At 72.2% G+C, this 24,510-nt stretch carries 21 protein-coding genes; 12 read left to right on the top strand and 9 right to left on the bottom strand.

The window, feature by feature from the left end; all coding sequences use genetic code 11:
* Positions 1–117: 117 nt before the first annotated feature.
* Positions 118–1,191: a sugar phosphate nucleotidyltransferase gene (locus BLV05_RS16540; protein ID WP_046768092.1), complete on the bottom strand. Its 1,074-nt coding sequence runs from the start codon at positions 1,189–1,191 to the stop codon at positions 118–120.
* Positions 1,192–1,351: 160 nt separating this feature from the next.
* Between BLV05_RS16540 and BLV05_RS16535 the strand changes: the two genes are divergently transcribed.
* Entirely contained in the window at positions 1,352–2,815 is a 1,464-nt protein-coding gene (locus BLV05_RS16535) for a transcriptional regulator (RefSeq protein ID WP_197683689.1), read from the top strand.
* Positions 2,816–2,851: 36 nt separating this feature from the next.
* On the opposite strand, the gene BLV05_RS38220 is transcribed toward BLV05_RS16535, so the two are convergent.
* Positions 2,852–3,595: an AraC family transcriptional regulator gene (locus BLV05_RS38220; RefSeq protein WP_052762326.1), complete on the bottom strand. Its 744-nt coding sequence runs from the start codon at positions 3,593–3,595 to the stop codon at positions 2,852–2,854.
* Positions 3,586–3,834 (bottom strand): AraC-like ligand-binding domain-containing protein, encoded by a 249-nt coding sequence (locus BLV05_RS38215; RefSeq protein WP_052762325.1) that lies wholly within the window; start codon positions 3,832–3,834, stop codon positions 3,586–3,588. The genes BLV05_RS38220 and BLV05_RS38215 overlap by 10 nt, the downstream gene beginning before the upstream one ends.
* A gap of 254 nt (positions 3,835–4,088) precedes the next feature.
* Between BLV05_RS38215 and BLV05_RS16520 the strand changes: the two genes are divergently transcribed.
* Entirely contained in the window at positions 4,089–5,498 is a 1,410-nt protein-coding gene (locus BLV05_RS16520; protein ID WP_197683688.1) for a tryptophanase, read from the top strand.
* On the opposite strand, the gene BLV05_RS37035 is transcribed toward BLV05_RS16520, so the two are convergent.
* Positions 5,431–5,907: a helix-turn-helix domain-containing protein gene (locus BLV05_RS37035; protein ID WP_197683687.1), complete on the bottom strand. Its 477-nt coding sequence runs from the start codon at positions 5,905–5,907 to the stop codon at positions 5,431–5,433. The genes BLV05_RS16520 and BLV05_RS37035 overlap by 68 nt on opposite strands.
* A gap of 16 nt (positions 5,908–5,923) precedes the next feature.
* Between BLV05_RS37035 and tsrT the strand changes: the two genes are divergently transcribed.
* Positions 5,924–7,582 (top strand): tryptophan 2-C-methyltransferase, encoded by a 1,659-nt coding sequence (gene tsrT / locus BLV05_RS16510; RefSeq protein ID WP_046768189.1) that lies wholly within the window; start codon positions 5,924–5,926, stop codon positions 7,580–7,582.
* An 88-nt stretch (positions 7,583–7,670) separates the two neighbouring features.
* Positions 7,671–9,215 carry an MFS transporter gene (locus BLV05_RS16505; RefSeq protein ID WP_046768090.1) on the top strand — a complete coding sequence of 515 codons (1,545 nt, stop codon included), beginning with the start codon at positions 7,671–7,673 and terminating at the stop codon, positions 9,213–9,215.
* Positions 9,216–9,224: 9 nt separating this feature from the next.
* Here BLV05_RS16505 and BLV05_RS16500 read toward each other — a convergent pair whose 3' ends face one another.
* From BLV05_RS16500 to BLV05_RS16490, 3 genes are all read right to left on the bottom strand, one after another.
* On the bottom strand, positions 9,225–9,428 hold the full coding sequence (locus BLV05_RS16500; protein WP_046768089.1) for a cold-shock protein: 204 nt from the start codon (positions 9,426–9,428) through the stop codon (positions 9,225–9,227).
* A gap of 109 nt (positions 9,429–9,537) precedes the next feature.
* Positions 9,538–10,494 (bottom strand): DNA polymerase domain-containing protein, encoded by a 957-nt coding sequence (locus tag BLV05_RS16495; protein ID WP_046768188.1) that lies wholly within the window; start codon positions 10,492–10,494, stop codon positions 9,538–9,540.
* A 28-nt stretch (positions 10,495–10,522) separates the two neighbouring features.
* On the bottom strand, positions 10,523–11,449 hold the full coding sequence (locus BLV05_RS16490; protein WP_046768088.1) for an aldose 1-epimerase family protein: 927 nt from the start codon (positions 11,447–11,449) through the stop codon (positions 10,523–10,525).
* A 154-nt stretch (positions 11,450–11,603) separates the two neighbouring features.
* Between BLV05_RS16490 and BLV05_RS16485 the strand changes: the two genes are divergently transcribed.
* From BLV05_RS16485 to BLV05_RS16465, 5 genes are read left to right on the top strand one after another with little or no spacing between them, the layout of a single operon-like run.
* On the top strand, positions 11,604–12,296 hold the full coding sequence (locus BLV05_RS16485) for a ThuA domain-containing protein (protein ID WP_046768087.1): 693 nt from the start codon (positions 11,604–11,606) through the stop codon (positions 12,294–12,296).
* Entirely contained in the window at positions 12,281–13,399 is a 1,119-nt protein-coding gene (locus tag BLV05_RS16480; protein WP_046768086.1) for a Gfo/Idh/MocA family protein, read from the top strand. The genes BLV05_RS16485 and BLV05_RS16480 overlap by 16 nt, the downstream gene beginning before the upstream one ends.
* A gap of 9 nt (positions 13,400–13,408) precedes the next feature.
* Positions 13,409–15,454 carry a M3 family metallopeptidase gene (locus BLV05_RS16475; protein ID WP_046768085.1) on the top strand — a complete coding sequence of 682 codons (2,046 nt, stop codon included), beginning with the start codon at positions 13,409–13,411 and terminating at the stop codon, positions 15,452–15,454.
* A 39-nt stretch (positions 15,455–15,493) separates the two neighbouring features.
* Positions 15,494–16,309, top strand: coding sequence for a serine hydrolase domain-containing protein (locus BLV05_RS16470; RefSeq protein WP_046768084.1), 816 nt, complete (start codon positions 15,494–15,496; stop codon positions 16,307–16,309).
* A 35-nt stretch (positions 16,310–16,344) separates the two neighbouring features.
* Positions 16,345–19,569: a BTAD domain-containing putative transcriptional regulator gene (locus BLV05_RS16465; protein WP_063932525.1), complete on the top strand. Its 3,225-nt coding sequence runs from the start codon at positions 16,345–16,347 to the stop codon at positions 19,567–19,569.
* Here the strand turns inward: BLV05_RS16465 and BLV05_RS16460 are convergent.
* The gene (locus tag BLV05_RS16460; RefSeq protein WP_046768083.1) at positions 19,559–20,353 is read right to left on the bottom strand and encodes an ABC transporter permease; all 795 of its coding nucleotides are present in this window, start codon (positions 20,351–20,353) and stop codon (positions 19,559–19,561) included. The genes BLV05_RS16465 and BLV05_RS16460 overlap by 11 nt on opposite strands.
* On the bottom strand, positions 20,350–21,360 hold the full coding sequence (locus BLV05_RS16455) for an ATP-binding cassette domain-containing protein (protein ID WP_046768082.1): 1,011 nt from the start codon (positions 21,358–21,360) through the stop codon (positions 20,350–20,352). The genes BLV05_RS16460 and BLV05_RS16455 overlap by 4 nt, the downstream gene beginning before the upstream one ends.
* A 146-nt stretch (positions 21,361–21,506) precedes the next feature.
* Between BLV05_RS16455 and BLV05_RS16450 the strand changes: the two genes are divergently transcribed.
* From BLV05_RS16450 to BLV05_RS16440, 3 genes are read left to right on the top strand one after another with little or no spacing between them, the layout of a single operon-like run.
* On the top strand, positions 21,507–22,727 hold the full coding sequence (locus tag BLV05_RS16450; protein WP_152690685.1) for a hypothetical protein: 1,221 nt from the start codon (positions 21,507–21,509) through the stop codon (positions 22,725–22,727).
* Complete coding sequence (locus BLV05_RS16445) at positions 22,724–23,368, top strand: hypothetical protein (RefSeq protein ID WP_046768080.1); 645 nt, start codon at positions 22,724–22,726, stop codon at positions 23,366–23,368. Before BLV05_RS16450 ends, BLV05_RS16445 begins: the two co-directional genes overlap by 4 nt.
* Positions 23,365–24,498 carry a hypothetical protein gene (locus BLV05_RS16440; RefSeq protein ID WP_152690684.1) on the top strand — a complete coding sequence of 378 codons (1,134 nt, stop codon included), beginning with the start codon at positions 23,365–23,367 and terminating at the stop codon, positions 24,496–24,498. Before BLV05_RS16445 ends, BLV05_RS16440 begins: the two co-directional genes overlap by 4 nt.
* Positions 24,499–24,510: the final 12 nt, after the last annotated feature.

Genomic DNA, 24,510 nt, shown 5'->3' with positions numbered 1-24,510 from the left:
TCTTCAACAGCAACGACGTCACAGCATGCGAATACTGATAGATCAACAGGTCAACTGTGGCTGAAGACTATGAGTATCAGCTGCCGGCGTCAAGCTGTTCGGTGCGCGCGGCTCCGCTCAGGCGGATTCCCGTGACAGACCCCTGGCCTGAGCCAGCTCGTGCGGACGGCCGATGTCCTGCCATCGATCGGAGATCGGCCAGAGCCCGACCGACTCACCACGGCTCAGGCAGTCGTCGAACAGCTCGGTGATCGGATACAGCACCCCCTGCGGCACCCGCGGCAGGAGTTTCGGCGACAGCACGTAGATTCCGGCGTTCACCGGCCAGGACCTCGTCGGCTTCTCGATCATGCGAACCAGTCGCCCGTCGCGCGACTCCAGGACCCCGAAGGGCACCTGGTGCTCGTACTCGCTCGTCGCGATCGTCGCGGCGGCGCCGCTGCCGGCATGTGCGGCCAGCAGCTCCCCGACCGAGAAGCCGGTGACGAGGTCTCCGTTCATCACCAGGACGGGGTGCGTCGCCCGCCCGCCCACGGCACCCAGCAGGCCGAGAGCACCACCCGTACCCAGTGGCCGATCCGGAGTCTCGCGCAGATATTCGATGGCGCATCCATACGCGGAACCGTCACCGAAGTAGTGCTCGATCAGCTCGCCCAGATAGTTGACCGAAAGGAAGATGCGCCTGATTCCGGAGCCGACCAGATGCAGGACGATGCGCTCCAGAATCGGCCGTCCCGCCACCGGCAACATCGGCTTCGGAATGTCATCGGTCAACGGTGCGAGTCGCGTGCCGCGACCGCCGGCCATCACGACCGCCCAGTTCTCCAGCGGCTCCGCTCCGACGATCTCTCGCTCGATGTGAACGCCGACGACACGACCGTCGCCGTCGACGATCGGGATCTCGGCGACGCCGAGGGCATGCATGACGTCCAGCACCTCGGCCCTGCCTTCGCCTGGCGACGCGGTCGCGGCCGGCGCGGCGATCAGCTCACCGATGGTGTCGTCGACCCCGGCGCCGCTGACCAGAGCCCTCCTGATGGCCCGGTCGCTCACGGCGCCGTCCAGGCGGCCACCGGCGTCGACGACGAAGATCGTCGAGACCGCGTGCTTGTCGATGATCGTCAGACATTCACGAATCGACGAATCCATGGTCGTCAGCATGTCTTCGAGTCGCATGTACTGCCCGGACATAGTCACACTCCATGCAATGGACGTTTCACATGACGACACTGACAGATCGCAATCCGTCGCACCAGGGGGCGACTTTCCGGATCGCGGATTCGCAAAGTGGACAAGGACTGTCGCACAATGCACCGACTTTGGGACATAGGCCGACGTACGCTCATTGAGAGTGCCGTCGAAAACCCCCGGACGACGGCATGGAAAGAGGTGTCCAAAAGTGAATCGTGAATTTCACGAGAGCGCCGGTCAGCCCCCCATCGGTCAGCTCATTCGCTCAGCCCGCCAGCAGCTCCACCTCAGCCAGTACGCCCTCGCGGACCGTCTCGCCCGGGTCTCCGGCCGGCCCACTGTCGGCCGTGACCGGGTCGCCCGCTGGGAGCGCGGCCGCCAGGTGCCGCGACGTGAATGGCGACGATGGCTCGCGGTGGTCCTCGAGATACCGCCGGACCGCCTGGACGCCGGTGCCGTGGCGGCACGTCAGCAGAACCGCCTGGGCCAGGCGGTCGCCACGACGCGCGGAACGGAGCACTCGGGCACCCGGCGCCAGCAGGGCACACCAGCGCTGTTGCCCGTCTTCCGCTCACGGGTCCAAGCAGGGATCCTGGCCGCCACCCTCCTCAATCCGCATCGGGCCTTCAGCCTGACGGAACTGGCCGACCACGCCGGCGGTTCGCTGGCGTCGGTCTCCAAGGAGGCGAAGCTGCTGGAGGAGGCCGGCATCCTGGTCACGCGCCACGAGGGCGCCATCCGGCTGATGCGTGCGGCGAGCGACAAGCCGACCATTGGACCGCTGACCGAGCTCATCCGTGTGACCTACGGAGTACCGCAGATCATCGGCGAGGAGTTCAGCCGGGTCGCGGCGGTGGCCCGCATCGCACTGGTCGGCACGTGGGCCGAGCGGTTCGCCGGCGTGCTCGGACCGGAGCCCGACGCCATCCAGTTGCGGCTCACCGCGCGGCCGGACGCGACTCCCGACCCGGCCGAGCTGCACGCCGCCGCCACGCGGGCGCGACGCCGCCTTCATCGTCCCGTGCAGTTCAGCGTGGCGCCCACCCGCGACCACACGCGGCTACCGCACCGCAGGGCGGCAACGGGCACGCTGGCGCTGCCGCGGCAGCGCAGCGCCACCGCCGTCGTGCGCATCGCGCCGTTCGAGGAGTCGGCCGCCCCTGTGGGTGATGCCTGGAAGGCGGGCGCCGACGTCATCGCCCGGCTGCTGTCCAGCGGGCAGCTCGAGCTGTTCAGCGGACCCGGAGCCGACGGCCGTCCCTACTTCGACGCGGCCCAGCGCCATCTGACCGCCGCCGTGGAGGTCGCGCCCGGCTCGCCGAGGTCCGCGTTCATCCTCGTGTGCCAGGCGGCGCACACCATCGGCTGCGGGCTGCTGGCCGCGCAGGGACTGCGTCCAGCTGCCGGCAGCAGCGGCGACGTCGTGAGCCAGAGCACGATCGCACAGTTCGGCGAGCAGTTCGAGCATCTCGAACTGCTCCGGCAGCGCCAGGCCACCCTGAACTACCCCACCGGGCGCGACAACACCGTCACCGCCGAAGACGTGGACGGTGCGCTCCCCGCGATCGAGGCGCTTCTGTCCACGGCACGCGACATCGCCCTCAGGCTCGATCTGTTCGTGTGACGCCGGGTGACCCGGCCCGCTGGCGCAGTGATGCGGTCAGCGGGCCAGGGTCTCCGACGGCAGCTCGCCGTATCGCTCGCGATAGAGAGCAGCGAACCGGCCGGGGTGACCGAGGCCCCATCTCGAGACCACCTGGCTCACGGTGAGCGTGTCGCGCTGCGCGGCCAGGAGCTCCTGCCGGGCGCGCTGGATCCGGACCGACTGCAGGTACTCGCGGGGCGTGGTGTCGAGATGCTGCCGGAACCCCAGTTGCAGGGTGCGCACAGCCACCTGCGCCGCCGCGGCCAGACTGCGGACCGTGTGCTCCCACTCAGGATGGTTCTCGATCATCTCGCGCACCAGCGTGACGGCTCGGTTCGGGATGGCGGACTGCTCGGAGTCGTCCAGCATGTGCGAGTAGTTGTGTGGTTGCGCGAGCAGCAACGCCGTCATGAGCCCGTCCTCGAACTCAGTGGCGAACAGCCGATTGTTGATCAAGCTGCCATCGGTCCGGTCCAGCTCCCTGACCAGCCCACGGAGATACCTCGCCCAGCTGCGCGCGTAGTCGCTGCGCAGGTCCATGCCCAGTTCGAACCGCACCGGTTCGGGCAGCGGCGCACCGATGAGGTCGCGTAGATGCGCCTCCAGCGCCGGCCGTTCCAGCCGGAGGATCAGCTGACCACAGTCCGCCGACCAGCGCTGGGTCAACGCGATCGTGGGCGAGACCACCGAGGCCATCTCAGGGGTGGAGAGCAGCTCCTGGCCGCCGTAGCTGACCATGCTGCGACCGGTCAGCGGCACCTGGACGACGAAGAACGAGCCCAGTTCGCCGCGGGCTCGATCAATACTTCGCCGCCATAGGCGACGTAGTTAGCCGCTATGCGCTCGATCCGTTTGGTGTTCATGCGAGCGTGTAGTTCGGTAGAGCCGCCGACCAGGTTCAACCGATGAGGAACGAACACCTGGCCGACAAGGTCCCGCGCGTCGTCCAGATCGTCGGTGTGGAACAGCTCGTACCGCTCGAGTGGTGTAGTCGTCATCAGGCGGTTTCCTCCGCGGATGCGGCCCGGCCTCTCTGCGACCTCGGTAGCGCCAACGACGCCTCGGGGGTTTCTGACCGGGGAAGATCAACCACGATAGCGCCGGCACGTGCAACGATCACCCCCGCGAATGTCACAGAAGCCCGCCGATTGTCACAATCTGGTTCAGCCCGGCGAAACTGGCCCCTGCCTGCGGCCATGCCCTGCGCACAGACTTGATGACATCGAGTCGCATTGCCGGAAGGGAGCCGCTCGTGCCGGCCTTCATGGAGCCGTTCCGCATCAAGGCCGTCGAGCCGATCCCATTTCCGGTGCCGCTGGAGCGCCGACGCGCGCTCGCCGACGCCGGGTACAACCTCTTCCGAGTGCCGGCGCGAGCGATCACCATCGACCTGCTCACCGACTCGGGCACCAGCGCGATGTCGGCCGCTCAGTGGTCGGCGCTGCTCTCGGGCGACGAGTCCTACGCCGGCGCCGCGTCGTTCGAGCGGTTCGAGGCCGTGGTGCGCGAGCTCACCGGGTACGACCACGTCATCCCCGTCCACCAGGGTCGTGCGGCGGAGCGCATCCTCCTCGGGAGTCTCCTGCAGCCCGGTGACGTCTCCGTCTCCAACACGCACTTCGACACGACGCGAGCCAGCGTCGAGGCGGCCGGCGCCTCTGCCCTCGACCTGCCCGTCGACCTCCCGGCAGCCGCGCCGGCGCCGTTCGGCGGCGACATCTCCCTCCCGCAGTTGCAGAACCTGCTCCAGGGTCCCGACGGCAGCAGCGTGCGGTGTGTGATCCTCACCATCACCAACAATGCCGGCGGCGGCCAGCCGGTCTCCTTGGACAACATCGCGGCCACCCGCGAGCTGTGCGACCGCCACGGCGTGACGCTGCTGCTGGACGCGTCGAGATTCGCGGAGAACGCCTACCTCGTCACCGAGCGGGACCCGGGCCACGCCGGCCGCAGCCCGCGCGACGTCGCCGAGATGACGTTCGCGCTGGCCGACGGTTGCTGGGCGAGCCTGAAGAAGGACGGGATCGGCAACATCGGCGGCATGATCGGGCTCCGCGACGCGGGCCTCGCCAGGCGGTGCCGTGAGCAGCTCATCGCTGTCGAGGGCTTTCCCACGTACGGCGGCCTGGCCGGCCGCGACCTCGACGCGCTGGCCCGCGGCCTCCAGGAGGTGACCGACCCCGACTACCTGCGCTATCGCGCCCAGTCGGCCCGGTGGTTCGGAGCCCAGCTACTCGACGCGGGCATCCCCATCCTCGAACCGACCGGCTGCCACGCCGTCTACGTCGACGCCGCCGTCCTGCTGCCACACGTGCCGCCGCACCGGCTCCCGGCGACGGCGCTGGCCAACGAGCTGTACCTGGCCGGCGCCGTACGAGTGTCGGAGCTGGGCACGCTGGTGTTCGGCCGGCGCTCGCCGCATGGCGGCCCGGACATCCCCGCACCCCGCGAGCTCGTCCGGTTCGCTCTGCCTCGACGGGTCTACACCAAGAGCCACCTGGAGTACGTGGTCGAGGTGGCGGCCTCGGTGGCGGCGAAGGCGGCGGACGTGCCTGGGTACCGCATCGTCGAGCAGGCGGCGACGCTGCGGCACTTCACCGCCGTGCTAACGCCGGATGCGTCAGGGGACGATGAGGAGACGTCGAGCGAGCCGCTCGGCTGACCCTCGCGGCCGCGACCAGCTCGCCCATCGGGACGTCGAGAACGCTGCTCAACCAGCGTCGCCAGTACGGGCCGGGGATGCGCCGGCCGCGCTCCCAGCGGGCGAACTCCTCGCGCGTCAGCGAATCGTTGCCGGACACGCGAGCCAACTCAGCAGCGATCTCGTACTGGCTGAAGCCGAGCCGGCCACGAGCTCGCCGGATCAACTCTCCGACAGGCTCCTGGCCAACGGTCATCGTCCCACTGCGTTCGAACGCTCTCATCACTCCCAGCGTTGCGGCGGACCAGCGCCCGTTCCAGGACAGGTTGCGAATGATCTTGTCCACTTTGCGAAGGCCAGGGTAGCCGGGTCCGATCTTGGCCCCTGCCCATCGGCCGGCCCGGCTGTAAGGCTGGATGATCGACTCCATCCCCGGGGAGGCGTACGTGAACCGCCCGCTCGTGACCTTGGTGAACCCGAACCTGGTCCATCCGCCCATCACCCCATATGCGCTCGACATCCTCACGACGTCGCTGGAGGCGGCCGGGTTCGAGGTGGACGTGATCGACCTGACGCTGGTGCGCGACCGCTGGCGGCACAGCGTCGCGACGTACTTCGCCGAGCGCCGGCCGCTCTTGGTCGGCGTGACGTTCCGGAACACCGACACGATCTACCCGCAGGAGCAGCGCGTCTTCCTCGACTCGCACCGCGACATCGTGCGCGAGGTCCGGCGGTGGACGTCGGCGCCGATCGTGGGCGGCGGGGTCGGGTTCTCGTCGATGCCGTTCGCGCTGGTGGACTGGTTCGGCATCGACTACGGCGTCAAGGGGCCGGGCGAGGTGACGGTCGTCGAGCTGGCGACGATGCTGGCCAACGACGACTCGCCGGCCAAGGTGCCGGGACTGATCATCAACCTCGGCAAGGGCGACGTCCGGCAGATACCGCACCGCACGCCGCTCATCGCCGAGGGGCGGGCCGACCTGGTGAACCGGACGACGCCGTACACGCGGCGCTCCGGCGTGCCGTTCAAGGTCGACAACGGCGCGTACTACCGCCACGGCGGACTGGGCAACATCCTGACGAAGAACGGCTGCACGTTCGCGTGCGCCCACTGCGTCGAGCCGGACGCCAAGGGCAACCGGTTCGCCCGCCGCGCCGAGACCGCCGTCGTCGACGAGATGGAACTGCTGACGGAACAGGGCGTGCACGACCTGCACACCACGGACAGCGAGTTCAACCTCAACATCGCGCACAGCAAGGCGGTGCTGCGCGAGATCATCCGGCGCAAGCGCACCGACCGCTACTCGTCCCTGCACGACCTGCGGCTGTGGATCTACGTGCAGCCGGCGCCGTTCGACGAGGAGTACGCGGAGCTGCTGGCCGAGGCCGGCTGCGCGGGCATCAACGTCGCGCCCGACCACGTCCGCGAGGACGTGCTGAACGGCTGGAAGGTGACCGGCCGCGGCACCCGCTTCTACGGCTACCCCGACCTCGTGCGGCTGTGCGACCTGGCGAACCAGTACGGCATGCTGACGATGGCCGAGGCGCTGCTCGGCATGCCCGGCGAGACCGCCGAGACCATGCGCGACTGCGTCGACGGCCTGCTCGCGGTCGACGCGACGGTGGTCGGGTTCACCCTGGGGATCCGCGCGTTCCCCTACTCCCCGCTGGGCCGCGACCTCGCCGCCCGCAGCGGCGGCACGCGCGCCGTCCCCGGCGTCCAGTCCAACACGGCGACGGCGCCGATCCTGCTGTCGACGCTGGAGCAGTGCCACAGCCGGGTGGAGTACGAACGGCAGTTCATGTTCGACCCGATGGGCGGGTTCCGGCCGGTGTACTTCTTCTCCCCGTCGCTGCCCGAGGGGTCGCGGAACACCCACCCGGGCGACCGCTGGCTGACCAGCCTGGAACTGCTGTGGGAATGGGTGCCGCTGCAGGACCGCCCGCGGGTGATGCTGCCGACGGCGCCCGGACTGTCGCCGGAGGACAACAACTACGCGGACAACCCCTTCCTGCTGCGGCTCACCGAGCTCGGCTACAAGGGCGCCTACTGGTCACACTGGCCGCTTCGCACGGAGATCATGGGCGGCTCCGTCCCCGCATGAGCCCCAGCGGAACCGGACCCCTGGGATGGCGCCGACGCCATCCCTACCGTCGCCTCATGGGATCCAGCACCCGCACCAAGCCCGCCCGATGACGCAGGCACCCACCGCCCCCGCCGCGGCGGGGCCCGCCGCACTGACGCCGCGCGGGTCCCGCGGCCAGATCCTGCACTCGCTGTCAGGCCTGCTCCTCGCGGCCTTCGTCGCCTCGCTGTCCGGGACGATCGTGTCGAACGCACTGCCCCGCATCCTCGACGACCTCGGCGGCAGCCAGAGCCAGTACGCCAGGGTGGTGACCTCGACGCTACTCACGGCGACCGCAACCGCACCGATCTGGAGCAGGCTGGCCGATCGGAGGAGCAAGAGGTTGCTCTTCCAGGCCGCGGCGGCGTTCTTCGCCGCCGGTTCCGTGCTGTGCGGAGTCGCGCCGAACACGGAGCTGCTGTTCGTCTTCCGGGCGATCACGGGTGTGGGGATGGGTGGAATCGGGGCACTGGTCTATGTCGTCCTGGCAGCACTGATCAGCCCGCGCGAACGGGGGCGCTATGCAAGCTATGTCACGGCGGTCTCCGCGACAGCGACGGTCTGTGGCCCGCTCCTGGGCGGGCTCATTGTCGACGCGCCGCTGCTGGGCTGGCGCTGGTGCTTCTGGGCCCTGGTGCCGCTCGCCATCGGCGCCATGCTGCTGCTCCAGCGGACGTTGCAACTGCCTGCCTCGGCGGCCGCAGCGAAGATCGACTGGATCGGTGCGGTCATCATACCCGCCGCGATCGGTGTCTTCTTGGCCTGGGTGACGCTGGCGGACCGACAGTTCGGCTGGCTGTCCTGGCCGAGCGCCGCGTTCGTGACCGCGACCGGCCTGCTGATCGTCGTGGCCGTCACCGTCGAGCGGCGGGCGGCGGACCCGTTCCTGCCGCCAAGGCTGCTCCGCCGGAGGACGATGCTGCTGGCGCTCGCCGCCTGTGTGGTGATCGGCGGCGCCGAACTGACGGCGTCGGTGTACCTCCCCCAGTTCTTCCAGATCTCCATGGGCCACACCCCTACCGCGTCGGGCCTCATGCTGCTGCCCATGGTGGCCGGTGTGGTGTCGGGAACGATCCTCTCCGGCCACCTCGTGAGCCGCCTGGGACGCTACAAGCGCCACCTCGTCGTCGGTGCGGTCCTCGCCACCATCGGACTTGCCCTGCTCGGCACCATAGACCGGACGACTCCGCTCGAAATCATCGCCGGGTACATGGTCGTCCTTGGGCTGGGCCTCGGCATCTGCTTGCAAAACCTCGTGATCGCCGTGCAGAACGAACTCGCCTACGACGAGCTCGGCGCGGGCACGTCAGTCGTGCTCGCGTTCCAGACGCTGGGTGGGGCGATCGGCATCGGAGTCCTGGGGTCGGTCCTGGCGGCACAGGTGGCCGGCCCGGCCGGGCAGTCGCGAACGATCCTGAGCGGCGACGTGCTGATCCAGGAGGCCTACGGTGACGCCACCGCGCTGATGTTCCGGCTCGCCGCTGTCGGCGCTCTCGTCGCGCTGGGTGCGGTCCTGCTGATGCGCGACACGCCGCTGCGGACGACCGTCGACGGTACTGGTGGGAGTACCGAGCAAGAACGACCAGGCCCCGCCGGAACCGGCGGGGCCTGACGTGACGACTCAGATGGGGCGGACGTTCTCCGCCTGCGGGCCCTTCTGACCCTGGGTGATGTCGAACTCCACCCGCGCGTTGTCCTCGAGCGTGCGGAAGCCGCTGGAGGCGATCGCGCTGTAGTGGACGAAGACGTCCGCGCCGCCGCCGTCCTGCTCGATGAAGCCGAAGCCCTTCTCGCCGTTGAACCACTTCACAGTGCCCTGCGCCATGCTGTGTTGCTCCTCTTCCTGGATGGTCTAGAGCCGCCGCGAACCTTAGCATGCCGCTGACCGGCCGCAACTTTCATGAGGGACTGACGTCAGACCTCGCGGCCGGCGGCTACCGCTCCTGCCGCTCCCGAGCGCGTCGTTTGCCCTCGTGCATGGCGACGACTCTGGCGACCGGAATCGTGTGCCCTTCCTCGACGAGATCGGCCGGCAGCCGCTGCGGCGCGGGCATGGCCGCAGCCCACGGATCGGTGTCGCCGAGGAGGGCGGGGGCGGTGTGGACGGTGAAGTCGAGCGGTGTGACGGAGTCGAGGTCGTCCCAGGCGACCGGGTACGACACCGGCAGGCCGGGCCGCAGCCGCGGGCTGTACGCGGCGACGACGGTGGCGCCGCCGGAGCGGGTGGAGTCCAGGAACACCTTCCCGCCGCGGTCCTCCTTGATGTACGCGGTGGTGGCCAGCGCGGGGTCCAGCCGCTCGGCGCGGGCAGCCAGCGCGCGGGTGGCAGCGGCGACGTCCTCGTGCGACTGCGGCTCCAGCGGCACGAAGATGTGCACGCCCTTGGAGCCGCTGGTTTTGACGGCGCCGGCGAGGCCGTCGTTCTCCAGCGCCCGGCGGACGAGCTGGGCGGCGGCCGCGGCGACGGCGAACGACTCGCCCTCGGGCGGGTCGATGTCCATGATGAGGTGTGTCGGCACGTCCCACTGCTCGGCCAGCACCAGCGTCGGGTGGTACTCGACGGCACGCTGGTTGGCGAACCACAGCAGCGTGCGGCGGTCGTTGCACAGCGCGTACGACACCTCGCGCTTGGACGCCTGCGCCCACAGCTGCACGGTCGGGATCCAGGACGGCGCGTACTTGGGGACGTTCTTCTGCATGAAGCCGGGCTGGCCGGGCCGGACGCGGACCACCGACAGCGGCCGCCCCTGGAGCCCGGGCAGGATCCGCTCGCGCACGGCGTCGAGGTAGTCGACGAGGTCGCGCTTGGTGGCGCCGTCGCCGTCGGACAGCGGCTGGTCGAGGTGGGTCAGCGGGACGCCGTCGCGTTCCTCGTCGGCCGCAGCGCTCATCGACATCTCCTCACACGTCCAGCCCAACCTATCCCTGGACGAGCCGCAGGCCCCAGGTGAGCGTCCACGTCTCGTCGGGCAGCAGCCAGCGCAGCGCCTCGCCGGTGCGCAGCGCGTTGGGCGGCGCCGTCATGGGCTCGACGGCGACGGCGTCGGCCGGGCCGCCCGGGCCCGGGAAGTAGTCGGTGACCCACATCTGCACGTAGCCGAAGGCGGGCTCCTGCCACAGCTCGACGACGCGGCCGTCGGGGGCGCGCAGGGAGCTGGTGACGACGCCGCCGGTGACGTCGAGGTCGGTGAAGCAGGCGTGCTGGGGACCGTCACCGACCCGGACGCCGGCGCGCAGGTCGTCGCCGGTGCCGGTGAGGTCGTAGGTGCCGGTCGGGATGTTGCGCTCGTCGATGCGGAACGCGCGGCGGCCGGGGACGGTGAGGGTGAGGTCGCGGGCCGGGACGTCGCCGACGCGCAGGTACGGGTGGATGCCCAGGGCGACCGGTGCGGGGCCGGCGCCGGCGTTGCGCAGGCGGTGCCGCACGACGACGCCGTCCGGCGTGAGCTCGTACTCGACCGAGGTGTCGAGCGTGAACGGGTGGCCCGGCTGCGGCGTGACGGGGGCGGCCAGCGTGACCGACGCGGCGGTGCTGGATCCCCGCGCGTACCGGGTGCGCAGCAGCAGGCCGTGCACCGCGTGCCCGGCCGCCGGCTCGGTCACCTCGAGCCGCTGCTCGACGCCGTCGTGCGTCCAGCGGCCACCGTCGACCCGGTTGGGCCAGGGCACGAGGACGGCGCCGGCGGCCAGCGGCGGCGGGCCGTCGGCGGTGTGCGGCTCGATCAGCTCGGTGCCGGCGACGGTCAGCGAGCGCAGCGCGGCGGCGTACTCCGAGACGACGGCGCGGGTGGTGCCGAGCTCGAGCGCGTGCGTGGTGCGCTGCGCCGTACCGGAAGTGGTGTCCACGGGCTCTCCTCGCGCCGGCTGTCCGCGGGCCGGCGGTGGTCACTGTAGCGGGACAGGCGCAGGTAGCCTGCCCGCGACGCCATCGACGCCACTCGACGCCATGGAGGAGCCGCATGCCGCTGATCGACGCACACCAGCACGCCGGGACCCGGCGATGAGCCGGGCGCTGGTCGTCCGGGGCGGCTGGGCCGGCCACGCGCCGGTCGAGTCGACCGACCTGTTCGTCCCGTTCCTGCGCGACGCCGGGTTCGACGTGCGGGTCGCGGAATCGCTGGACGCCTATGCCGACGCTGCCGCGATGGCCGCCACCGACCTCGTCGTGCAGTGCTGGACGATGGGCGAGATCAGCACCGAGCAGCTGGCGGGGCTGACGGCGGCGGTGCGGGCCGGCACCGGGTTCGGCGGCTGGCACGGCGGCATCGTCGACGCGTTCCGCAGCAGCTCCGACTACCTGCACCTGGTCGGCGGCCAGTTCGCGACGCACCCGAGCCGGCCGGCCGAGCAGTGCGTGCCGGGCGCGCAGGAGAACAACTACCTGCGGCACCGGGTCGAGATCGTGCCGGAGCGGGCGGATCACCCGATCGTCGCGGGGCTGACCGACTTCGAGCTGGAGACCGAGCAGTACTGGGTGCTCACCGACGGCTACAGCGACGTGCTCGCGACCACCAACCACCCGGCCCGGCCGGACCAGCCGTGGCGCCGCCCGGTCACCTGCCCGGCGGTCTGGACCCGCGAGTGGGGCGCCGGCCGGGTGTTCGTCGCGACGCCGGGCCACCAGCCGGACGTCCTGGCCGACCCGAACGTCCGGACCATCGTCGAGAGAGGACTGCTGTGGGCGGCGCGATAGGGATCGGCATCGTCGGCACCGGGGCGATCTCCGGGCAGTATCTCGACACGCTGCGCCGGCTGAGCACCGTCCGCGTCGTCGCCGTGGCCGACCTCGACCAGGACCGGGCGCGGGCTGCCGTCGCCGGCCTCGACGCGGTGCGCGCGCTCACCGTCGACGCGCTGCTCGCCGACCCGGACGTCGACGTCGTCCTCAACCTCACGCCCCCGGCCGGGCACGAGCCGATCGCGCTCGCCGCCGTCGAGGCCGGGAAGTCCGTCTACACCGAGAAGCCGCTGGCCGCGACGGTGGCCGGCGGACGGCGGGTGCTGGCGGCGGGCGAGGCCGCCGGGGTGCGGGTCGGCGGCGCGCCCGACACCGTCCTGGGGACCGGCGTGCAGACTGCGCGCCAGGCGATCGACGCCGGGCTGATCGGCACACCGACGGCGGCGACGGCGACGTTCGTCAGCCCGGGCCACGAGCGCTGGCACCCGAACCCGGACTTCTACTACGCCGCCGGCGGCGGGCCGCTGCTCGACATGGGCCCGTACTACGTGACGACGCTGGTCACGCTGCTCGGGCCGGTGACGTCGGTGCTGGGCGCCGGCAGCACGGCACGGCCGGCGCGGACGATCGGCAGCGGGCCGCGGGCCGGCGAGGAGGTCCCGGTCGAGGTGCTGTCGCACGTCACCGGCGTGCTCACGCACGCATCCGGCGCGCTGTCCACCGTCACGATGAGCTTCGACGCCGTCGCGACGCGGGCCGAGCCGATCGAGGTGCACGGGCCGGACGGGTCACTGGTCGTGCCCGACCCGAACCGGTTCGACGGCGACGTGCTGCTGCGGCGCCTGGACGGCGACGGCTGGGAGCCGCTGCCGGTCTCGGCCGGGTACCGCCACGGCGGCCGCGGCCTGGGCGTCGCCGAACTGATGACGGCGCCGACGGCGGGCGCGGCGCGGGCGTCCGGGACGCTGGCGCTGCACGTGCTCGACGTCATGGAATCGATGCTCCGGTCCGCGGCGACAGGCGGCGGCAGCGTCGCCGTCGAAGCGCAGGCCGAACGACCGGCGGCGGTCCCGCTGGCGGACGAACCGGGCAGCGATCCGTCGTCGCTGCTCGGGTAGCGTGCGACCATGCAGACTCCTGGCGCGGAAGCGCAGAATCCGTTCGACGCCATCAGCGAGCTGCCGTACCGGCTGCCACCGTTCGAGCGCATCGAGAACGCCCACTACGGTCCGGCGTTCGAGCGGGGCATGTCCGAGCAGCTCGCCGAGGTCGAGGCCATCGCCACCGACCCCGAGCCGCCGACGTTCGAGAACACCCTCGTGGCGCTCGAACGGTCCGGGCAGCTGCTGCAGCGCGTGGCGGCGGTGTTCTTCAACCAGGCGTCGTCCGACGCGGACGACGAGATCCAGGCCATCCAGGCCGAGATCTCGCCGAAGCTGGCCGCCCACTCCGACGCCATCCACCTCGACGGACGGCTGTTCGCGCGCATCGAGGCGCTGCTGCCGTCGGCCGGTGACCTCGACCCGGAGTCGCGGCGGCTGGTGGAGCGCTACCACCTCGACTTCGTCCGCGCCGGCGCCGGGCTGACCGACGGGCAGCAGGCTCGACTGCGCGAGATCAACGAGGAGCTGTCCGCGCTCCAGACGGCCTTCCAGAACAAGCTGCTCAACGACACCAACGCGACGGCCGTCCTGGTCGACGACGCCGCCGAGCTCGACGGGCTGGCCGCCGACGCCGTCACCGCCGCGGCCGAGACCGCCCGCGAGCGCGGCCTCGACGGCCAGTACGTCATCACGCTGGGGCTGCCGAGCGGCCAGCCGGTGCTGACGTCGCTCACGAACCGGGCGCTGCGCGAGCGCATCCACCGCGCGTCGATCAGCCGCGGAGCGCACGGCGACGAGAACGACACCCTGCCGACGGCCGCGCGCATCGCGACGCTGCGGGCCGAGCGGGCGGCGCTGTTCGGCCACCCCGACCACGCCACGTACGTGCTCGAGGACAGCACCGCCAAGACGCCCGCCGCCGTCCACGACATGCTCGGCAAGCTGACCCCGGCCGCCGTCGCCAACGCGCACGCCGAGGCGGCCAAGCTGCAGGCGGCCATCGGCGACGAGTTCGAGCTGCAGGCGTGGGACTGGGCGCACTACTCCGACCAGGTCCGGCGCCAGACCTACGACATCGACGCCGCGCAGCTGCGGCCGTACTTCGAGCTGGACCGGGTGCTGCGCGACGGCGTGTTCTACGCGGCCGGGAAGCTGTATGGCCTGTCGTTCACCGAGCGCACCGACCTCGTCGCCTACCACCCCGACGCCCGCGTCTTCGAGGTGTTCGACGAGGACGGCAGCGGGCTCGGCCTGTTCGTCGGCGACTTCTTCACCCGCGACTCCAAGCGCGGCGGCGCCTGGATGAACTCCTTCGTCGAGCAGTCCGAGCTGCTGGGCACCAAGCCCGTCGTCATCAACAACCTCAACATCGTCAAGCCGCCGGCCGGCGAGCCTGCGCTGCTGACGTTCGACGAGGTCAACACCATGTTCCACGAGTTCGGCCACGCCCTGCACGGCCTGTTCTCCGACGTCACCTACCCGACGTTCTCCGGCACCAACGTGCTGCGCGACTTCGTCGAGTTCCCGTCGCAGGTCAACGAGATGTGGGCGGTCTGGCCCGAGGTGCTGGCCAACTACGCCGTTCACCACGAGACCGGCGAGCCGCTCCCCCAGGAGCTGGTCCAGCGGCTGCTCGACTCGCAGCTCTGGGGCGAGGGCTTCGCGACGACGGAGTACCTGGCGGCGACGCTGCTCGACCTCGCGTGGCACGAGATCGCGCCGGGCACCGTCGTCGAGGACCCGCTGGCGTTCGAGGCGGCCGCGCTCGAGCAGGCCGGCGTCGCGCTGGAGTCGGTGCCGCCGCGCTACCGGACGTCGTACTTCGCGCACGTCTTCTCCGGCGGCTACAGCGCGGGCTACTACTCCTACATCTGGAGCGAGGTCCTCGACGCCGACACCGTCGAGTGGTTCAAGGACAACGGCGGCCTGCTGCGCGCCAACGGCGACCACTTCCGCCGCGAGCTGCTCTCGCGCGGCGGCAGTATCGACTCGATGCTGGCGTTCCGCAACTTCCGCGGCCGCGACCCGCAGATCGAGCCGCTGCTGGTCCGCCGTGGCCTCACCCACTAGCCGCGACCGGGCGGTCCGGCGACGCGTAATCTCGGGCTCATGGACAGCGTGCGCATGGTGGAGCAGTGGCCGGTCGACAACGCGGCGACGGCCGTGGTGCGGGCCGGCGGCACGGTGGCGGGGACGCACGGCGACCAGCACCGCGCGTTCCGGCTGGCGTCGGTGACGAAGCCGCTGACGGCCTACGCCGTGCTCATCGCGGTGGAGGAGGGCGCCGTGCACCTCGACGACCCCGCCGGGCCCGAGGGCTCCACCGTCGCGCACCTGCTGGCGCACACGTCCGGCCTGGCCTTCGACGAGCACAAGGTCGCCTGGGCGCCCGGCCGGCGCCGGTTGTACTCCAACGCCGGCTTCGAGCAGCTGGCCGACCACGTCGCGAAGCGGTCGGGCATCCCGTTCGCCGACTACGTCCGCGACGGCCTGCTCGGCCCGCTCGGCATGACCGGGACGGTCTACGAGGGGTCACCGGCGTCGGGCGCGCGGTCGACGGTGGCCGACCTCGCCCGGTTCGCCGCCGAGCTGCTCTCCCCCGCCCTGCTTGACCCGTCCACCCTCCAGCAGGCGACCACGGTGCAGTTCCCTGGCCTGGTCGGCGTGCTGCCCGGCTTCGGCATGCAGAGCCCCAACGACTGGGGCCTCGGCTTCGAGCTCCGCGACGGCAAGTCCCCGCACTGGACGGGCGCGACGAACTCGCCGCGCACGTTCGGCCACTTCGGCCAGGCCGGCACCTTCCTCTGGGTCGACCCAGAGCTGGACGCCGCCTGCGTCGCGCTGGCCGACCGCGACTTCGGCTCCTGGGCGGCCGAGAACTGGCCCGTGTACAGCGACGCCGTCGTCGCCGAGCTGCGGGCGTAGCCGGAGGACGGCGGCGCTGAGGCACAATGCCTCCGGTGCGCATCGGGATCCTGGGACCGCTGGAGGTCCGCGACGACGACGCGCCGGTCTATGTGGCCGGCGCGCGGCTGCGCACACTGCTGATCATCCTGGCGATCGCGCCGGGCCGGCTGGTACCGGCGGCCCAGCTGGTCGACGGCATCTGGGGCGACGACCCGCCGGCCGGGGCCGCGAACGCCCTGCAGGCGCTGGTGTCGCGGCTGCGGCGGGCGCTGCCGGGGCTGGCGGTCGAGTCGCACCCGGCCGGTTACCGGCTGGCGCTGGACCCGGACGCCGTGGACGCCGCGCGGTTCGAGCGGCTGGTCGCGGCCGCCCGGTCCGCGCCCGACGACGCCGCGCTGGAGGACGGGCTGCGGGCGGCGCTGGCGCTGTGGCGCGGGCCGGCGCTGCTCGACGTCGCGGAGTCGGAGTACTTCGAGGCCGCGCGGGCGCGGCTGGAGGAGCTGCGGCTGACGGCGACGGAGGACCGGGTCGACGCGGCGCTGCGGCTGGGCCGCGGCGCCGGGCTGACCACCGAGCTGACCACGCTGGTCGCCGAGTACCCGCTGCGCGAGCGGCTGGTGGGCCAGCTGCTGCGCGCGCTGGTCGCGGCCGGCCGCCCGGCCGCGGCGCTGGCGGCGTACGAGCGGACCCGCGAGGCGCTCGCCGACGAGCTGGGCACCGACCCGTCGGCCGAGCTGGCCGCGCTGCACACGAGCATCCTGCGCGGCGAGCTCCCGCCGGCCGCCCCGGCCGCGGCGGCGCCGCCGCCCGTACCTGCAGCCGCACCGGCGGAGCGGCCCGCGTCGCGGACCAACCTGCGCGCCGGACTGACCAGCTTCGTCGGCCGCGACGCCGACGTCGCCCGGGTGCGCGACCTCGTCGGCGAGTACCGGCTGACGACGTTGACCGGGCCGGGCGGGTCGGGCAAGACCCGGCTGGCCGGCGAGGCGTCCCGCGCGCTGGTCGACCGCATGCCCGACGGCGTGTGGCTGGTCGAGCTGGCCCCGGTCGCCGACGGCGCGGACCTGCCGGCCGCGCTGCTGGGCGCGCTGGACCTGCGCGACCAGACGTTCGGCATCACCACCGACGACCCTGCCGGGCGCCTGGTCGCGGCGCTGCGCACCCGCACCGCACTGCTCGTGCTGGACAACTGCGAGCACGTCATCGACGCCGCCGCAGCACTGGCCGACCGCCTGCTCGGCGAGTGCCCCGACCTGCGGATCCTCGCCACCAGCCGCGAGCCGCTGGGCATCACCGGCGAGGCGGTCTGGCCGGTCGAGCCGCTGGCGCTGCCGCCCGAGCACGACGGCGACGCCGGCGACCTGCTGCGCTTCGACGCCGTCCGGCTCCTGGTCGACCGTGCCCGCGCCGTCCGTCCCGGCTTCGCCCTGACCGACGCCGACGCGCCCGCCGTCGCCCGCATCTGCCGGGCGCTCGACGGCATGCCGCTGGCCATCGAGCTAGCCGCGGCCCGGCTGCGCACGATCACGGTCGAGCAGCTGGCCGCGCGGCTGGACGACCGGTTCCACCTGCTCACCGGCGGCAGCCGCACCGCGCTCCCCCGGCACCAGACGCTGCGCGCCGTCGTCGACTGGAGCTGGGAGCTGCTGCCCGAGCCCGAGCGCGTCGTGCTGCGCCGCCTGGCCGTGTTCGTGCACGGTGCGACGGCCGAGGCGGCGGCGCGGGTGTGCGGCGACGGCGCCGACGTCCTGGACCAGCTGATCTCGCTGAGCGACAAGTCGCTGCTGGTGGTCGACGACGACGGCGACACGCCGCGGTACCGGATGCTGGAGACGATCAAGGCGTACGGCCGGGAGCGGCTGGTCGAGGCCGGTGAGCTCGAGACCGCGCGCCGGGCGCACATGAGCTGGCTGATCGAGCTGGCCGAGACCGCCGAACCGTACCTGCACCGGGCCGAGCAGCTGGAGTGGCTGCGCCGGCTGCGCGCCGCGCACGACGACATCACGGCGGGGCTGCGTCGCGCCATCGCGGCCGATGACGCCGAGAACGCCATCCGGCTGGTGGTGGCCTGCGGCTGGTACTGGTGGCTCGGCGGTCACAAGGCCGAGGGGACCGAGCTGGCGATCCAGGCGCTGTCCGTGCCCGGCGACACCGACCGCGAGGCGCGGGCGACCGCCTGCGCCGCCGTCGCCTTCCTGATCACCAGCGGGGTGGGCGACCTCCGCGACGCCGCGAAGTGGGTCCAACAGGCCCGGAACCTCACCGTCGGCATCGAGAGGCCCGGGCCGTTCCTGCGGTTCATGGCGCCGCTGAGCGTGATCCTCGATCCCGAGCACGATCCGCGGGCGACCCTCGCGGCCGCCCTGGAGCCGCTGCTGAACGACCCCGACCCGTGGTTCCGTGCGCAGGCGCGGATGACCCGGGCGCAGATGCTCGGCTCGAAGGACCGCGAGGCCGACGTCAGCACCGCCCTGGCGGAGTTCCGCGCCGCCGGCGAGCGGTGGGGCATCTCGTACGCGCTCACCATGCTGGCCGACCTGCACGCCCGGCGCGGCGAGCTGGACCTCGCCATCGAGCGCTACGACGAGGCCATCGTCGTCATCACCGAGATCGGCACCATCGACGACGTCGTCATCATGCGCAGCCGGCTGGCCCAGCTGCGCTGGCTGGTCGGCGACCACGCGGGCAGCGCGGCGGCGGTCGCGCAGGCCGAACGCGACGCCGAGCAGGTCACCTGGGCCGACGGCCTGGCGATCATGGCGCTCAACCGGGCCGGCCTCGCCACCTGGGCCGGCGACTCGGCGACCGCGCGCCAGCAGCTGGAGCGGGCGCAGGCGCTGCTGCGCGACGTCCCGGTCCACCCGGTGTTCCAGGCGGTCGTGCTGGAGACGCAGGCCCGACTGGACGCCTCGGAGGGCCGGTGGGACGCTGCGGCCGAGGCCCGCGCGGAGGCGCTGGGCGCCGTCATGACCGGTGAGGCCGACGAGGAGTCGGTCGGGCACGTGCTGGCCGGCATCGTCGAGCACGCCCTGCGAGCGGACCGGCCGGCCGACGCCGTCCGGCTGCTGGCCGGCATCGACGTGCTGGCCGGCGGGCTGGACCGGTCCGTGCCCCAGGCCGTACACGCCGAAGAAGCCGCCCGCGCCGCACTGGGCGACGGGGCGGCCTCGGAGGTGCTGGCGGCGACGAAGCGCGAGCTCCTCGCCGTGGACGGCGACGCGGCCGGCTCGCGGGTGCGCGAGCTGGCCGCGTCGGTGCTCGGCCTCCCTATCCCTTGACCGGCGGGCGGCGGAACAGCTTGAGCGACCAGAAGTAGCCGAGCACGCCGAGCGCGACGGTCCAGCCGAGCGCCAGGGCGACGTCGCGACCCGCCAGGCCGCCGAGCAGCAGCCCGCGGACGGTCTCGATCACCGGGCTGAACGGCTGGTACTCGGCGAACCAGCGCAGGCCGGCCGGCATCGAGTCGGCGGGGACGAACCCGCTGCCTAGGAACGGCAGCAGCACCAGCAGCGTCGGCACGTTGCTCGCGGTCTCCACGCTCTTGGCCTGCAGGCCCATCCCGACGGCCAGCCAGGTCAGCGCGATGGCGAACAGGCTGAGCAGGCCGATCGCGCCGAGCCACTCTGCCGCGTTGGCGTTGGTCCGGAAGCCGATCGCGAAGGCGGTGCCGGTGACGATGACCATGCCGACCAGCGTCTGCAGGAAGCTGCCGATCACGTGCCCGGTGAGCACCGCGCCACGGGAGATCGCCATGGTGCGGAACCGGGCGATGATGCCCTCGTGCATGTCCATCGCGACGGAGATCGCGGTCCCCTGGACCGAGGCCGACACCGTCATGATGATGATGCCGGGGACGAGGTAGTTGATGTAGTCGCCCCGGTCGCCGGCCGGGCCGCCGAGCCCGGCGCCGAGAGTCTCGCCGAAGACGTAGGCGAACATCAGCAGGAAGATGACCGGGATGCCGATCAGCTGCAGCGTCATCGCGGGGTAGCGGGCCCACCGGCGCATGTTCCGGCGCAGCATCGTGCGGGAGTCGCGGGCGGCGTAGGCGAGGGTACTCATCGGACGGTCTCCTTCTCGGACGACTCGGAGGAGTCGGCAGCTTCATTTCCGGCCTCGACTGAGGAGCGTGTCTCGGCCGGGTGGCCGGTCAGCGCCAGGAACACGTCGTCGAGGTCGGGGGTGTGGACGGTGAGCGACGCGACCTCGATGGAGGCGACGTCGAGGTGGTCGAGGACGGCCCGCAGCGAGCGGACGTCGCCGTCGCTGGGGATCTGCAGGGAGAGCGCGGCGTCGTCGCGGGTGGAACCGGCGAACGTGCGCGCGGCCTGGTCGAGCTCCTCCGGCTCGGTGAACTGCAGCCGGATGTGCCCGCCCGGGATCAGTCGCTTGAGCTCCTCGGCCGTGCCCTCGGCGACGATCTTGCCGTGGTCGAGCAGCGCGATCCGGTCGGCGAGCTCGTCGGCCTCCTCCAGGTACTGCGTGGTGAGGAAGATCGTCACGCCGCCGGCGACGAGGTTGCGGATGGCGTCCCACATGATGCGCCGGGTGCGCGGGTCCAGGCCGGTCGTCGGCTCGTCGAGGAAGATCACCCTGGGGTCGCCCATCAGCGTCATCGCCAGGTCGAGCTTGCGCCGCATGCCGCCGGAGTAGGTCATCGGGTTCTTCTTCGAGGCCTCGACCAGGTCGAACCGCTCCAGCAGCTCCGCCGTGCGGCGCCGGCCCTCGTCGCGGTCCAGGTGGTGCAGGTCGGCCATGAGGAGCAGGTTCTCCTCGCCGGTGAGCAGGTTGTCGACGGCGGAGAACTGGCCGGTCACGCCGATCGCACCGCGGAGGCCGTCGGCGTCGGTCGCCAGGTCGTGGCCCGCGACGCTGATGCTGCCGCCGTCGGCCTCGATCAGCGTGGAGAGGATCTGGACGGCGGTGGTCTTGCCGGCGCCGTTCGGGCCGAGCAGGGAGAAGATCGTGCCCTCGGGGACGGTGATGTCGATGCCGTCGAGGACGGTCTGCTCGCCGTACGACTTGCGCAGGCCGGTCGCGGCGATGGCCGTCGGTCGGTCGAGTGTCATGGTTCCTCGCTTCGGTTGTCGCGGTGCTGATGCGACAACAGTCGTCGAGGCCGCTGACGCCGGCGTGAGGCGCCGCTGACACGGCGCTGACACGCGCTGACGTGCCCGCTGACGGGCGTATGTGCCGAGGTCAGTAGGCTGTCCCGGTGCCCGTCCTCCCCGCAATGGCCGTGACCGCGCTGCTGCTGGGAGCACCGGCATCCGCCGCCGAGCCGCCGGCTCACACCGTCGGCGAGATGGTCGAGCAGCTGCGCGACGACCCGATACTGGTGCAGCCGTCGATGGGCATGGGCGACTCCGCCCGCGCGCACGACGTCCTGACGTCCGCCGCCGACGGCCTCGACCTGCCGGTCTACGTCGTCCTGGCCGACGTGCCCGACGACCTCGCCGGCACCGACCTGCCCGCTGAGGCGGCCGCCGCGCTGCTCCGCGCCGAGCTGGGCGACGGGCTGTACCACGTCGAGTTCCGCGACGAGATCTCGTACACGAGGTCCTGGGGCGGCGGCGAGCTCGACGACGCCTACCTGGCGCCTGTCACACAGGCGCTCGAACGCGCGGAGTCGAACGCGGCGGGCGAGTACCCGCGCGCGTCGGCGCTGTTCGAGGCAGTGTTGACGGTGCGCTGGGCGGCCGCGCCCGAGGAGGCGCTTCCCAACGCCGTCGTCGACGAGTACGCGGCGCAACCGTGGGCGTTCGTCGCCGACTCCGACCGCAGCCGCGCCGACGCCACGTCCGCGCGCTGGGTGACGCTGCTCGCGACGGTGTCCGGGCTGGTCGTCGCCGGCACGATCATCACACTGGTGGTGGCCCGCAGATCTCGCGGCGACGCGAGGGTGCCGGCCCGGACGCGCCGAGGCAGGCCATCCTCCACGTCCGTGGTGCCGGACGACATCGCGACCACCGCGCAGCGACGGCTCGACGACGCCCGGGAACGGCTCGCGAAGCTCCCGGCCGCGCAGGTCAGCGGCGTTCACGGCGAGGCGGCGGCGACGGCGATCGAGGCCGGCGACCGCGTCCTGGCCACCGGCGACCCGCTCGACGCCGTCGGGGCGACGGTGCTGGCGGCGGTCGCCGTCCGGGAGGTCGAACGGGCCGGGTCGCCGAAGCGGCAGCCCTACCGCCCCTGCTTCGTCAACCCGCTGCACGGCGAGGCCCGCGACACCGCCCGCATCGACGGCTCGTCCATCGACGCGCCGGTGTGCCGCGACTGCGCCCGCACGCAGGGCCGGTTCCTCGCCGCCCGGCGGCGGCTGCGCGGCCCGGCGCCGTACACCGACACGTCCACCGTCTGGGCCCGGACCGGGTTCGGCGCGCTGGTCGGCGACCTCGCGGCGCAGGTCCTCGACGATCGGAGCGCGCGCCGATGACCAGACGGATCGTGGGCCTGCTGATCACGCTGGTCGTCGCGGCGGCCGGCGGCGCCCTCGCGTGGTGGCTGGCGACGCCAGAGGTCACACCGGAGCGCCCGGTGACGGAGCGGGCGCGGGCCGCGGCCGCGGTGCTCGGCGACGGGCACGTGTACGTCGACCCGAGCGCCGCCGGCACGTTCACCGACGCCGACCTCGCCCGGATGGACGCCGCTGCCGCCGCGTCCGACCCGCAGGTCTTCCTCGTCGTGTGGCCGGCCAGCCGCGAGGCCGGCTACGGCCCGGCGTCCGACGCGATGCACGAGATCGGCGACCTCACCGGCCGGCCCGGGCTGTACGTCCAGGTCGACCCCGGCGTGGACCTGGACGCCACCGACGTCGGCATCGAGGGCGAGTACTTCTCCGCGTATGGCGGGATGGACGACGAGGCGCCGACCGCGGCATCCGCGGTGCTGGAGCTGATCGACGAGAACGACGGGCGGGAGTACGAGGTGGGCGAGGACACCAGCAGCCCCTTCTGGGGCGGCACCGGCACGATGATCGCCGGCGGCCTGACCATCGGCGCGCTCAGCGGCGTGTGCGCCGGACTGCTGGGGCTGGCCGGGTGGGCGCTGGCACGACGGCGGCGGGCGGCGGCATGAGCGAGGCGGTCTACGAGCCGGATCCGGCGGTCATCGCGGCCGACCTGGCCGACGACGGCATCCACGTCGACCCGACCCTGGCCGAGCTGGTCTCCGCCGACGACCTCGCCGCGCAGGTCGACGGTGCCGATCCGGCGGTGTTCGTGCTGGCCGTGCCGCTGGACTACAGCGTTGACGTGTCGGCCAACCAGCTGGTGGCGCTGGTCCGCGAGGAGCTGCCGGCCGGCGGCGACGGCGTGTACTTCGTCTCGGCGGGCTCGGTCGAGTCCGGCTGGCGCACCGACACGACGAGCTATGGCGTGTCGACGAACAACGAGAACGCGCTGGCGACCTACGTCGCCGGCGATCTCTACCCGAGCAGCCTGGGCGATCAGCTGGCCGAGACCGTCGAGATCTTCACCAGCGGCGACGCCGAGGCCGTGTACGAGGAGCAGTTCCCCGAACGGGCCACCTCCGGCAGCGGTTCGGACAGCGACGACGGCGGGGTGGGGCCGGTCGTCCTCGGAGTGGGGTTGGCGGTGGCCGCGGTTGCCGCCGTCGTCGCCCTCCTGCTGCGCCGGCGCGGGCCGCGCGGCGACGTCGAGCTCAAGCGGCGGGCACTGCAGCGCATCTCGTCGGCGCAGACCCGCGAGTGGCGCCGCCGGGCCGAGACCGAGACGGCCGCGCTGGGCGAGCGGATCCGCGCGCTCGAGATCGAGCGCGGCGACGACAGCGCGACGTGGGCGGCCGCCCTCGACCACTACCAGGCGGCGACGGCGATCCTGGACCGCTCCGACGCGGCGGCCGACGCGATCGGCGCGCTGGTGCTGGCCCGCCGTGGCGACGACGCCCTGGGGCACGCCGCCGACGGCAGCTCGTGGACGCCCGCGGTGGCCTGCTTCTTCAACCCGCTGCACGGTCCGGCGACGACGAAGGCGAAGTGGCGGACCGCGGCCGGCAACCGCGACGTGCCCTGCTGCGAGGCGTGCCGGCGCGACATCGGCAAGCGCCGCGAGCCGGAGATCCTCGACCTCCCCACCGGCGACACCGTCGTGCACTACATGGACTCAGGTGCCGAGCCGTGGGCGTCGACGGGGTTCGGCGCGCTCGCGCCGGACCTGCTGGACCGGCTCCAGGAGCGACCCCGCTAGGTAGTTGGGTGC

Origin of the sequence: Jiangella alkaliphila, assembly GCF_900105925.1 — a bacterium.
GTDB classification, from domain to species: Bacteria; Actinomycetota; Actinomycetes; order Jiangellales; family Jiangellaceae; genus Jiangella; species Jiangella alkaliphila.
The sequence above is the reverse complement of the archived record's forward strand: the minus strand, read 5'-3'. Positions and strand labels throughout refer to the sequence as shown.